Below are 13,182 nucleotides of genomic sequence, written 5' to 3'. Positions count from 1 at the left end.
CATACACGGGGACGGTTCTTTCGTTATCACAGCACGATAACAAAAGAACCGTCCCTCTGTTATGAAATATATATCACCAGATCTGCACGCGCTTCTCTGGTGCGAGATAGAGTTTCCCGTCAGTCACGTTGAAGAGCCTGTACCAGTCGTCGAAGAGTGTCACGATGACATTGACGCGGTTTTGGGGGATTGAATGGACGTCAAGGTACAACGCCTGCTTTTGGGCAAGGGTGGGATATTCCAGCCACAGTTTTGCATAGTGCAGGAAGAACTCCCGGCAGGCATAGTCGAGGGCAGCCCCCTGAAGCCCCTCATCCATTTTCTTCTGCTTGAAGAGTGAGTAGGCCAGCGTCATGCCGCCGTAGTCGGCCATGTTCTCCGTCAGCGTCTTTTCGCCGTCGGCCGGCTGTCCCGGGTAGGCCTCCATACGGTTGTAGAGCGCAATCATCTCCTGCTGCTTGGCCTCGAACTTCGCTTTGGATTCTGATGACCACCAGTTTCTCAGGTATCCCCGTTCGTCATACTTTGCCCCATTGGCATCGAAGCCGTGGGTCATCTCGTGGGCGAAGACTGTAGCGGCAACGTACTGGGTGTATTCATCATCGGCAGGGAACAAGCCTTCACTGATGAATTGCGGCAAGATGATCAGACAGTTCATATCGGTAGCATAACTGGCGTTCAGTTCGCTATAATCGGTTTCATAGTCGATGATGGCGCGGACATGCTGCTCAACTTTTCCGCACATGTTATGCCTGATGGCTTCATTCTGCGCCATGATGGACAGGGCGTCCTCGACCAGCGTGTTCCCCTCGTCGAGGGTGAACTCGCCTTCGCTAAGGTTGTCGGGCATGCCGACAAAGAACTGCATGGCCTCCAGTTTCTTCAGTGCCTCCTGGCGCGTGGCGTCGCTCAGCCAATCGAGCGTTTCGAGGCGCTGTCGGAACACGGTGCGCATTTTCTCCAGCATCGTCAGGCAGCGGTCTGCCCCGGCTTGCCCCATCTTCCGTAGTACGTCCGCATTCAACTTGTTCATCAGGAAGAGGCTTGTCTTTTTCAATTCCGCTACGATATTACTCTTGACGGCTTCTTCGCTTTTACCGGCATAATTAGCCTTTATGTAGCCGAATACGCTCATGACGGCATAGTATCTCAGGTAGTCGTAGCAGTTGTCCATCGTCTTCAGCACGGTCGTGATGCCGCCTTTCTGTTCCACATATTTCTTGAAGGCGGGGGATTCGTCGAAGATTGCACCAGCCATTGGATGGAATGCTTCCTCCAGCGTCTCCCGGGTGACTTCGTCTTCGACGCCGCCCCCGGCACGTGTGGCACGGCCCCGCGCGAAGCTTCTGGCCTCGGTGTATTCAGGTATGTCGCGCACGTTCCACATGCCCTGACGGTCTGAGTCGGAGGTATCGCCGCCATCATGGGCTGTCGCATAAATCAATTGCTCCTCGGCGAGAATCGCGCTGACGCGCTCCTCGAGTTCCGCCTCATAGCCTGCCGCCTTCGTGCGCTCCGGATCTGCCACGTTGTCGATGGTCGTCAGTATGTACTTGATGTACGATGATTTCAGCACGTCTATCTTTTTACTTTCCAGAAAATATTCTACCAATTGTGTCTGGAAGCCTCTGCTCACTATTTCCTGGCAGGAGTGGGATTGCATATGTAGATCCACTTTTTTCGAGAATATCGGATTCAGCCCCTTGTCCTGCAGTTTGCCGATTTCGGTCAGCAGCATGCCGATTCCCGTCGGCTTCTGGATGTCCAGATAGTCGAGTACGGCCTTCACGTCTTCATTGAATGATGGCGCAGGAGCCTCAATATTCCGCACGAGGTGCCGGGCCAGGGGGTTGTCGGAGGCAAACAGGCCCTTTTCAACCTCATTGGAGTTTATTGCACCGTAAGACTTCATGTAACCCAGGTCGCCCTCTTTATGTGAATTGAACCAGGTGCCCAGGGCATACATGTAGAAGTCGTCGCCGGGCTTAACGGTCTTGTCCATCAATGCCTCGTTGATGAAGTGGTCTGGCACTACCGGGTTGTCTATTGAATTGTCATCACACGATGTGAATACGCTTGCGCCGCTGATGAGGGTGGCGGCGAGCACCCATTTCATGATTCTTTTCATAGTTCTTTTTTATTACATTGGTTAAAACTTCATTTGAAAATCTGCCCTCACGCCCCAGTTGAAAAAGCGCCCTTTCATGCGGTTCTTCTGCATGGCATACTCATCGCCCAGTTTGTTCTGGTTCTCATTCCGTAAGCCTGTGTTGAAGCGGAAGTTGTCGTAGTGGACTTTGACGACGAAACTGAAGCGGTCGATGCTCAGCGCCATGCCCGTCGTGGCAGTGTAGTTGAGTTCCGGATGTGACTTGCGAGTGCGATGGTCGGTTTCATAGCCGAACCATTCCACGAGATTTTTGTCGTAATAGATGGTGAGCGGATTGAACATGGTGACCATCGGCATGAAGGTGGCGTTGAAAGTGAGGTTGCGAAGACCGCGCAGGAGTGGCCCCCTTTCGTCACGGTTCAGAACTACGAGGTTGTAACTGTAGCCTCCGCCTACGGACAACTGTTGGGTGGTAAACCGTGTGATGCCGCCGACGTAGATGGGGAAAAAGGATTCCCTGGAGTCGAACTTCACCCGCCCATAGAGGTACTTCATTCCCAGCATCCACGAGCCGGCAGAACGTCGCTGCACGACACTGCCGCCATATACGGCGGTATAGGCGAAGCGGCGGCGGTTGAAGGCATAGTAGCCGTCGAGTTGTATCTCACGCATGTCGGCAGGATAGTCCGACTCCATGTAAGCGTCGCCCTCCATGGAGTCGTTTTCGTAGTTCTCACCATGATAGTCCACTGTGGAATGCATGTCAGATGACACCTTCTCCTTGATATTGTTATATTGGGCTGTAATCCCGTAGTATGAGTTGATGCAGCCGAGGTACAAGGATGTACTCTTCTCGGCGCTCTTGCGCCCTACGCTCATGCCCAGTCCGGCACGGATGCCTGAATAGGTGATATAGCATCCTGCCTTGTAATGGAGGCGCTCTTGCATACGCAAGTCGGCCTGTGTGCTGTTGGCAAGCCCCCAGTCGGTATCCAACTCCGAATAGTCGTTGATGCGCACACCGGTCTGCTGCACTCTGCCCCTCAGGGTGACAATGAACTTGGTCGGCGGCTTTCGCACATAGCGGTCGTCAAGGTAGCGTGGGGGGCGGTTAAGCCTGTCGAGCACCTGCTTGATGACCCCTGGCATCTTCCCGTCCGCTTCCACGCTGTCGGCGGTTTCCTGGGCAGTGGCCGCCGGCTGTATGCACAGCAGCATACATACCGCGAGCAAAGCCTTCCGGCGGGTTCTGTTCGAACCTTTCGGGATAGGCAGGGAATGGTGTTTAGAATAGAATGTCATAACTGATACTGGAGACATGATTGTTACGAACCTTAATTCCGCAGCATTTTAGTTTAACTTTCTTTATAAGTACCAGGGCAACAAAAAGTTCTTCGACGCGCGAAGCGGCAAAGTCGAGCGGCTCAGGATTTTGCCATCTCAGATTTTTCACTTACCTTAGTGCTGCAAATCAAGACAAGCAAAAATTATCAATGACAAAGGTACAACAAAAATCTGAGAAAATCACCGCTTTTGGTGGAATATTTTTCGTTTTGGACAAATTCGACTCTATTCTGTCCTCTGTAATCGACTCTCACCTAGGACTTCGCAGTAGGCTGATAGGCTATCAGTACAGCGAGATAATACGAGCCGTCTTCTCCGTTTTCTGCTGTGGTGGCGACTGCATGGAAGACCTCAACCTATATCTGAAGGACGTGCTTACCGAGCGTCCGCATACCCGTGTCCCAAGTGCGGACACTGTGCTGCGTGGCATAGAGGAACTGGCAACGGAGAACATATCATATACAGCGGAGAAGACGGGCAACGTCTATGACTTCAACACGGCTGAGAAACTGAACCAGCTGCTCATCAAGTTGCTGCTGGCAACGGGACAGCTTACGGAGGGCGGAGCATACGACGTTGATTTCGACCACCAGTTCCTTGAGGCAGAGAAGTATGACAGCAAGCGCACCTACAAGGGCTTTGACGGCTACAGCCCAGGCGTGTTCACCATCGGCGGGCTGATAGCCTATCTTGAGAACCGTGACGGCAATGCGAACGTGCGCTTCATGCAGGCAGAGACTCACCGGCGTTTCTTCAAGATGATGAGGTCGTTCGGCATTCATGTCAGGAGCTTCCGTGCTGACTGCGGCTCCTACAGCGAGGACATTGTGAAGATGGTCATGGAGCATACTGACAAGTTCTACATCCGTGCCGAGCGGCATGCAGGTCTGTATGAGAAGGTGAAGCGGCTGACAGGCTGGACTACGGTGGAGATAGGATTTCAGCAGTACGACGTGCAGTCGTTCCCCTTCGAGAGTTTCGAGGACGTGAAGCATTGCCGCCTCGTCGTGCAGCGGCAGCGCAAGCAGAAGGGAGAGCAACTAGACCTCTTCGACGGCGAGTACACATACCGCTGTATATTGACCAACGACTGGGACATGACCGATGAGGAGATCATACAACACTACAACAAGCGAGGAACTGCCGAGCAGGTCTTCGACCGCAAGAACAACGACTTCGGATGGGCGCATCTGCCGAAGTCATTCATGAACCAGAACACCGTATTCCTGCTTATCACCGCCATGGCTGCAAACTTCTACCGATACATCGTGGCATTGCCGCTCATGGCCGTCCTCTTTGGAATCAAGGCCACAGACAGAGTCAAGAGTTTTCTGTTCAGATTCATCGCCGTCCCTGCCAAGTGGATCAGAACGGCACGACAATACAAACTCAACATCTACTCCAACAAACCATACAACATAATTTGGGAGCACGGATAGATTAACACTCTTCATTGATGCTTAGGTCAAAGCCTCTCGACCTTACGGGGTAAGGGGAAGGTGTCTGCATACAAGTCAAGCTCAAGCGTTTCTAAGCCCAGAGTCAGACAGAATCATCATAAGCAAGGACTAAATCAGACAATCGAAAAATTATCTGCGGATTTTAGGTTGAGAGATATTTCGCGTTGTTTGAAAACTTTAGGATATTCTTCAGGAGTGTACAAAGTGTTCAAGGTGTTCACGGTGTTCAAGGTGTTCACGGTGTTCACGGTGTTCATGTTGTTCATATTCTCAAAGCGTGAACGCGTGAACACCTGAACGGAAACGAAACGAAGATTTCATTCATTTATTGAACAACTATGTGGCTTTTTGGAACGCGAATTACGCGGTAATCGAGTTTACTCGCTTGCAAAGCAAGAATTACGCTGACAGTCGCTCGCTGATTTCGCTGATTTCACAGATTTTTACTGCGTCATCTGCGATATCTGCGATATCTGCGAGAGTTTTTAGACTCACTCTCAACTATCAACTGTCAACCGTTGATACATCTTGAAGAGTTCTGCCACGCACTGGCTCTCGGTCATCGTCTTGACATCAAAGCCGTAGGCTTGCATCACAGCGCGGTCATTCGCCTGATGCGCCTTGCGCAGTTCGGCAGGCATCGTCAGTTCGTCGTAAAGGTCTGCCAACGAGGAATCGGGATACAACGCACGAGCATCAAGAATGCCCTGTGCCGTCTGCGCTATCTTCGCCCGCTGCTCCTCGCTTACCTCGGGCCAGGGGTAGTTATTGTAAACGATATTTATAGAATAGCTATAATCACTCTTTAACCTGCCGCAAACTGCACGCATCCATGCCATGTGAACATTAGAAGTTAAAACTCCGAATAGATATAAACTTGCGTTAGGAATTATAAACAACTTGTCACCAGCAATTACATTTTTACCCAGATATCCCATAGGAATATAACGTCTTCTTTCTGACGTTACCTTGGGAATAGCAATAAATCTTTCAGGGTTTAAAGTTTCACGGAATAGAGTTGGTGTTTCAGCTAATTTCTGCCTACCTTTATCTGGGCTCATTTCTCGCGACTCCTTGCAAAGTTGAACTCTTCTCATCAATAAAGGACACCTTCTTAAATCTGAAGGGTTGGCATCTACTAACCAAAGACAGAACCTTTCCACATTGTTAATAAATTCATATCCCATCATAAATTGTTTAACAAAAGGTGTTGCTTGTGGCTCTTTCTCAAGCAATTCGTCCTTTTCGTTTTTTGACAATATAAGATGCCCTCCATCTGTTGGTCTATTTCCAGAAAGCATTTTAGGCATCTTGCACAATGATAAATTTACACTTCGGATAAAAATATCTGGAGCATCAATCAAATAAGCATTGATGTTGTTTGCTTTAATTATGCGTTCTCCGTCATAGATAATTTTCGTTCTTTTATCATTAGAACAAGAGAAACCGACAATAACACAATGCACATGTGCCATCTGACTTGCTTCGCTGTCCCAACGGAAAGTGCGATAAGCAAAGTCAATGTGTATTCCGAATAATTCTTTGAGTGGTTTCCAAATGGCAGCGACTTGCTCACCTTGTGTGATACTATTGGTAGAAACAAGGGCTGCACGAATATCTGTTCCTTTCATCAGTTGTGCAGACTTGTAATACCAACCTGCCACAAAATCTATCTTTCCTGCTGTCTTGAATGGTTTTCCTTTTTCATCAACAAATACACTGAGTATATCTTCTTTCTGCGCTTTACTTTGCAATGAATACCCCACAAACGGCGGATTACCAATGATATAGTTAAGTTTTTCCTTTGGTACAACGCTTTCCCAGTCTGTGCGCAGAGCGTTGCCTTCTACGATATTGGTATATGATTTCAGTGGCAGGAAGTCGATGTCGTGGTTGATGATGCGTTCTGTTTCAGCGAGCATCTGTGCCTCTGATATCCATAGTGCCGTGGTGGCTACTGTTACGGCAAAGTCGTTGATTTCTATGCCGTAGAACTGGTTGATATTGACCTTGATGGGCGACACACCGTCGAGGGCAAGGAAACTCTGTCCGTGATACCTTTCGCGGATGGCTTCGTTCTCAAGTCGGCGCAACGAGAGGTAGGTCTCTGTCAGGAAGTTGCCACTGCCACAAGCAGGATCGAGGAACGTGAGCGAAGCGAGTTTCGTTTGATAAGCATCAAGCCGTTTGTTGCGCTGCCGTTCTATCTTTTCTTCCAATATCTCGTCGAGTTCTTGGCGCAGGTCGTTGAGGAAAAGCGGATCGATGACCTTGTGGATGTTCTCTATCGAGGTATAGTGCATGCCTCCGCTGCGTCGTGTCTCAGGGTTGAGTGTCGATTCAAACACAGCGCCGAAGATGGTGGGCGAAATCTCGCTCCAGTCGAAGTCGAGCGAGGCATGTTGCAGCAGTGTCTGGCGGAGGTCGTCAGTGAACTGCGGTATCTCTATTTCTTCTGCAAAGAGTCCACCATTGGTATAAGGGAAGGCTTTGAGGTCGTCCATGAGGTAGCGGCTGCGGTTCTCCTCAGGGGTGTTGAGCACTTCAAAGAGGCGGATGAGTGCGCTGCGCATATCCTTTGCCTCGTAGCCCACAAGATAGTCGTGGAACTGGTCGTGGGCAAACACGCCAGCATCTTCTGCATAGAGGCAGAACACGATGCGAACACAGAGTATGTTGAGCCACCGCAGGGCTTCCGGCGAATTGTCATCATATTGCGCAAGGAGTGCATCATAGATGTGCCCCACTATTTCGCCTGCCTGCATCGACACCTGCATCTCTTTCGTGAGGTGTTCGCTCTGCTGATTGACGAGGAATTGTAGGCGATAGTACTCCTTGCCGAGGTCTTTCAGCAAGATGCTCTCCGGCTCACCATTGGGTTGCTCCATGTCATAGACGAGGAACTCCTCAAAGTTGCACGTAACGACCCACCGCGGGTGCATAGACAGCGGCAGCCCCGAGATGTAACGCTTGGCTTGCTGGAAGGGGTTGAGTATTGAACCGTCGCTCTGCACGATGCCCTTGCGCAGGTCCTTGCCAAGGCTCTTCTGCTCTATCATCACGCGCGTGGAGGCAATGTATCCGTCGATGAAGTTGGTCTTGTCCACCTTCACCTGTTCTTCGTAGCGTATGAACGTGCTGGGGTTTTCAATGCCATACACTTCCGTGAGCAACTCTGTCCAGAACACCTGCGAGTCGCCTTTCTCATATCCGCGGTCCTCCCATCGCTTGGCAAAGGCACTGGCGGCATTGGCTTGCTGTTTGTCCGATTTCATAACTTCAAAATATGGGCTTGCTACTGCTTCAGTACGTTTTTCGTTGCAAATATAGTTATTTATTTGATATTTCCGTTCAAGTGTTCACAGCGTTCACAGCGTTCATGGTGTTCATGGTGTTCATGGCGTTCACGGTGTTCATGCGTTCACGGTGTTCACACTCCTTAAGCGTGAACGCGTGAACACTTTCGCTTAAAATATCAAATAACAAACTGAATATCAAGTATTTGTATAAACAAACAGGTGTTCACGGTATTTGTCCAATATAATACAAAAATTATAATCTAATCATCATAAATTTCTTTACTGATAATAATTCATGATAATTCATGGTCATTCATGTAGAACAATAAGAGAATAATTATTTATTGGCGTGTTGGCGTCCGTTAAACGAAAGTATATCAAAAATTAAAGAAGTCGCCTAAGGCGAGAAATCCTGCAAATCTTTACAAATCATACAAAATAATCGTTTAAAAATCAATTTATTAGATTTGTGCAGATTTGTGTGATTTCTGCGCGACAGCGCACTCCATTCGTTTTGATACACTTTCAATTCATAGCACAAAAACAGCCGTTTCAAGGCAAAGTGTTCACGCGTTCACGCTTAAGGAATGTGAACACCGTGAACGCATGAACACCGTGAACACTGTGAACACCGTGAACGCCGTGAACGCTGTGAACACCGTGAACACTCATGCTATCCAAAAGAACAATACCTAATTGATAGAGTACCCCTTAACATATTTTCGCGAAAAAAAATCTTTGACAAAGCACTAATACTATATTTATTTCATATTTTTGCGGATGAAAAGCAAACTGAAGAGTATTTTTGGGGCAACACTCATTTATAATTATGGTATTATAGAGTTATTATTGTTTAATGTTTAAAATTGTACGGATATGAAAACGGAAATTCAAAATGCATTTAATAATCTTCCTGAAGAGGTTAGGGAATTGATTCCAGCACTTTCTGTAATTTGCAGCGATGGGCTTTCGTCGGACGTAGCCTGCAACATCATCATGCCCGACCAACCGAAACAGTTTTTTATTTATATTCATTCACTAAACGAGTTCGGGTGGCTGATGCTCGACAACAACAACATATACACCAGCGAGGCGATAACAGAAGTGGCTCTTGAGGAATGTCCTTTAACAGACGATAAGCATAAGCGCTTGCTCACAACGTTGCAAAAGCACATCAACCTAAAGCCGCTCGACGATATGTATGCCAAACGCGAATATTTTAAGGCGGCACGCGTGTATCTATGTTATCTGATGGCGACATGGAAAGATGACATCGTTTCAAAGCCACAAGAACTCATAAAGGCATTTGTGTACAATGTGGTTTACTTTGCGAAGAACGCAGAACTGGGTTTCTATGACGTTCGGACTAAAACTGTTACTGTGGAGCAACGTATTGACTACATGTTGCTCAACTACGTCGTCAACATAGATGCATCTTATCCTAATAGCGAGATACATATATTATTAGGCGAACTTTCTCAAAAAATCTTCAGGTACAAAGATGCGAAAGATTACTTCTCATTCGCCATTGCCTTTGAGGAAGTGAACAAGAGCATGCTGAGATTGGCTGTATCGAAAATGTACTTTAATCTGTCTATCTTCTGGAAGGCCCTTCAATACGCTTACGAAGCATACGAAGAGAACGAGAAAGCAAACGAGACTGACCTCAACTTGTATGTATGTCTGCACATTGCCTACATCTGCGCGTATAGCGATTCACCAGAGAATACGAAGTTCTGGCTACAAAAGTTCTGGCAGATTATGAGAGGAAGAAGCATTCCGAAATATCATCTGTTCAGCATTAAGTTGAAGGAGATTGAAGCAATTCTTCTCAAAGACGACTTGAGCCAGGGCATGACAGTTGCCGACAGTGCGGAGTTAGAGACGTATCAGCTTTATGGTGCAAACTCTCCCGAGCTTGCAAACATATATGGCATACGCAGTTACTTGGAAGGAGAGGCAGAAAAAAACAGACAGGGAGTGAAGTATTATTCCAAATATGTGGACATCAACCACTTCAACTATGGTAATTGTGCAGGAGATGTGGCTATGTTGTATTCTGCCATGATATTCACTCACACATCTTTGGGTAATAGCCGTAGTTGTGATGTTTACACACATTTATTAGAACAACTCGACACAGACAACGATAATTTCTCGCCTGGAGTAAGGATAGGCCAGGCACAGGCAAAGTTCTATACCTATTTATTTGCATACATGGACACAGAAAAGGCAAAGGAGTATCTTCAACTTGCCCGCGACATCTATGAGAAAGAACTTATGCCCAACGATGAAGTTTTTTTCAAGAACAAGGACAAGATTCTTCCTTTTGCTACTGAAAGCAGTACGATAATAACAAGCAACATAAATAATGACAACAACGTTTTAGAGTACTTCTTATACTACATTCAAGGCGACACAGACAGAGCCAAACGGTATCTGAAGACCCTGATAGATGCAGAAGAAAATCCACTACAAAAATTGAAATGGATGGTAAAATTAGGGAATGTGCTGGCAGCCGAAGAGAACCAAGCAGGAGCCAATGAAATATGGAAGGAGGTATTAGATAATGCAGACAAAAAAGACATCTTCTCTCTCTCTGTGGAAATATCAAATTGTGCAGAGGAACACGGCATGATGCAGGACGCTTTAGATTATATCGACATAGCCCTACAATACGACAACATGATATTCGCCAACAACCAAGAGTTGGCAACGGCATTGAGAAGTCAGGCAGAATTACGAAAATACTATAATTTTGAAAACCCTGAAGAAGAATGGAGACAAGCAGAAAGCCTACTTAAGTCCTTGAACGACACCGACGGACTGTCTTCCCTGTATTTCAGTTGGAGCTACCACCTTTACGATTCGGAAAAGGTGCAGTACATACGTAAGGCCATCAGACTCTGGGAACCCGAGCAAGGGCAATTTGACGAGAGACTTGCTATAATGTATCACACACTAACCATAGCATTGGGAGCCATCGGGAATTTCAACGAAGCTCGACAAGCAGCACGAAAGGCAGTAGAACACTTCCCCTTCGACTATCCTCCGGAATTGCATGAAGAGATAAAGGAGTTTCTGTAACACACCATGAGTTTCGTTTTTTGGAGGGTTTTCGGTGTATTCTAAAAAATGTACTGCAAATAAAAAGACGAATTGTTACGGATTATGACTACAAACCGGTAACATGTTTCGTATTTTTTGCTTTACTTTGCATAAGAAAACGAAAACCATAATAACCATGAACAACTCTCCTGCAAATTTCTGCCCCCATTGTGGCACACCGCTTCAATCAGGGCAAAACGTATGTCCACAATGCGGTGCCGCTATTAACCAGACACCTCAACAAGCGCAGAATCTCCGACAAAGTCAGCAAATCAACCCTACCCAAGGGTACTACAAGCCACAGCCATCTCCTCAAAATGGCAATGATTCAAACCTGAGAACTGCTCTTGTCGTCATATCGTGTGTTTTGGTGGGTATTCTTGTTGGTTTTCTGATTTGGTTCCTGATAGGGAGCCACTCAAAATCTGAATCAACTGCTGTCAGACAACAAGAGCAGATAGACAAACTGCAACAGGATCAAGACAAGATAAAGGAAGAGAATGAAAACCTCAAGCAGGCTCTTGAGAAAGAAAAGGGACGGTCGAAAACTACTGCAGGTGATGTTGTCAGCACTAATCATTCAGGCGGAAGTGTAAACCTGAACATGAACGGCAGTGTAGGCGGCTCGTCTTCACTCTGGATGAACGGCTCAACCGGAGGCTATTGGGTGGACTACGGCAATGGCTCGTCGAATCAGCGCAAACTGAGGGTTTCCTCGTTCAACAGCAGCACAGGCAGCCTCATCCTCACCGCCACGGACGACAGGGGAAAGTATATCGGTAAATTTGTAGGCACAGTAAGTGGTTCCGGCTCGAAAGGCGACTATGGCTCTTACTCCGGAACATTCACAAACTATAAAGGTGTGAAATTACACTTCAATTATTATGATTAAGAGGTGGTCTATAAATTAGGGTTTAGTCTTATGATTAGTCTTGATGATTATTGGTTCTTAGGGCATCTGCCCACGCACATGATGCAAAAATCAAGTTGAATTTGACTTATATTCTCCGATTTGCGTTATCTTTGCATGACGAAGACAAATGCAGGCAAAAAAGCAGGCATTAACAAATTCTTACAGGAAAAATGACACAAAGCGACAGCATCGTTATCATTCCTACTTATAACGAGAAAGAGAACATTGAAAACATCATCCGTGCCGTATTCGGGCTGGAAAAGGCGTTCCACATCCTGATTATCGACGACGGATCACCCGACGGCACCGCCGACATCGTGAAGCGACTGATGGCAGAGGAATTCTCCGACCGTCTTTTCATCGTTGAGCGAAGCGGAAAGTTGGGGCTTGGCACGGCATACATTGCAGGGTTCAAGTGGGCTTTAGAGCGCGACTATGAGTACATTTTCGAGATGGACGCCGACTTCAGCCACGATCCGAACGACCTGCCGCGCCTTTATGAGGCGGTAACCACCGGTGGCGGCGATGTGGCAGTAGGGTCTCGCTACCTGACGGGCGTGAATGTAGTGAACTGGCCCATGGGGCGTGTGCTGATGAGTTACTATGCATCAAAATACGTGCGACTCATCACGGGCATTCCCACTCACGACACCACGGCAGGCTTCGTGTGCTACCGCCGCAAGGTGCTTGAAACCATCGATCTCGACAACATTCGTTTCAAAGGCTATGCTTTCCAGATAGAAATGAAATTCACCGCCTACAAACTCGGCTTTAACGTCAAGGAAGTATCTGTCATCTTTGTAAATCGCCAACTTGGCACGAGCAAGATGTCGGGCGGCATATTCGGCGAAGCACTCTTCGGTGTGATGCGTCTTCGCTGGGCGAGCATGACAGGTAAAATCAAGCCTCGTCAAAAAACGTCTTCATAACATAAGGAAATTTTCAACC

The 13,182-nt window shown here is 47.4% G+C and carries 9 protein-coding genes; 5 read left to right on the top strand and 4 right to left on the bottom strand.

Annotated elements, in window-relative coordinates:
• Window positions 1–73: 73 nt before the first annotated feature.
• Both C7Y71_RS11935 and C7Y71_RS11465 read right to left on the bottom strand, forming a co-directional pair.
• A complete protein-coding gene (locus C7Y71_RS11935) occupies window positions 74–1,738 on the bottom strand; it encodes a M13-type metalloendopeptidase (RefSeq protein WP_394366628.1) in 1,665 nt (554 codons plus the stop codon).
• 411 nt (window positions 1,739–2,149) lie between these two features.
• Window positions 2,150–3,430 (bottom strand): DUF4421 family protein, encoded by a 1,281-nt coding sequence (locus tag C7Y71_RS11465; RefSeq protein WP_111899425.1) that lies wholly within the window; start codon window positions 3,428–3,430, stop codon window positions 2,150–2,152.
• A gap of 173 nt (window positions 3,431–3,603) precedes the next feature.
• On the opposite strand from C7Y71_RS11465, the gene C7Y71_RS11460 reads away from it, so the two are divergent.
• Complete coding sequence (locus C7Y71_RS11460) at window positions 3,604–4,893, top strand: IS1380 family transposase (RefSeq protein WP_151908913.1); 1,290 nt, start codon at window positions 3,604–3,606, stop codon at window positions 4,891–4,893.
• Between the two features lie 189 nt (window positions 4,894–5,082).
• Window positions 5,083–5,211, top strand: a complete 129-nt coding sequence (locus C7Y71_RS12145; RefSeq protein WP_262883954.1) for a hypothetical protein — start codon at window positions 5,083–5,085, stop codon at window positions 5,209–5,211.
• A 200-nt stretch (window positions 5,212–5,411) separates the two neighbouring features.
• Here the strand turns inward: C7Y71_RS12145 and C7Y71_RS11455 are convergent, their stop codons facing one another.
• Both C7Y71_RS11455 and C7Y71_RS12140 read right to left on the bottom strand, forming a co-directional pair.
• Window positions 5,412–8,189: a DNA methyltransferase gene (locus C7Y71_RS11455; RefSeq protein ID WP_111899093.1), complete on the bottom strand. Its 2,778-nt coding sequence runs from the start codon at window positions 8,187–8,189 to the stop codon at window positions 5,412–5,414.
• A 76-nt stretch (window positions 8,190–8,265) separates the two neighbouring features.
• Window positions 8,266–8,400 carry a hypothetical protein gene (locus tag C7Y71_RS12140; RefSeq protein ID WP_262883953.1) on the bottom strand — a complete coding sequence of 45 codons (135 nt, stop codon included), beginning with the start codon at window positions 8,398–8,400 and terminating at the stop codon, window positions 8,266–8,268.
• 689 nt (window positions 8,401–9,089) lie between these two features.
• On the opposite strand from C7Y71_RS12140, the gene C7Y71_RS11450 reads away from it, so the two are divergent.
• From C7Y71_RS11450 to C7Y71_RS11440, 3 genes are all read left to right on the top strand, one after another.
• Window positions 9,090–11,300, top strand: a complete 2,211-nt coding sequence (locus tag C7Y71_RS11450) for a hypothetical protein (RefSeq protein ID WP_111899091.1) — start codon at window positions 9,090–9,092, stop codon at window positions 11,298–11,300.
• A 157-nt stretch (window positions 11,301–11,457) separates the two neighbouring features.
• The gene (locus C7Y71_RS11445; protein ID WP_193215921.1) at window positions 11,458–12,213 is read left to right on the top strand and encodes a zinc-ribbon domain-containing protein; all 756 of its coding nucleotides are present in this window, start codon (window positions 11,458–11,460) and stop codon (window positions 12,211–12,213) included.
• 191 nt (window positions 12,214–12,404) lie between these two features.
• Window positions 12,405–13,163, top strand: a complete 759-nt coding sequence (locus C7Y71_RS11440; protein WP_111899089.1) for a polyprenol monophosphomannose synthase — start codon at window positions 12,405–12,407, stop codon at window positions 13,161–13,163.
• Window positions 13,164–13,182: the final 19 nt, after the last annotated feature.

This window comes from Pseudoprevotella muciniphila, assembly GCF_003265305.2.
GTDB classification, from domain to species: domain Bacteria; phylum Bacteroidota; class Bacteroidia; order Bacteroidales; family Bacteroidaceae; genus Alloprevotella; species Alloprevotella muciniphila.
This window is presented reverse-complemented; position numbering and strand designations above follow the sequence as displayed.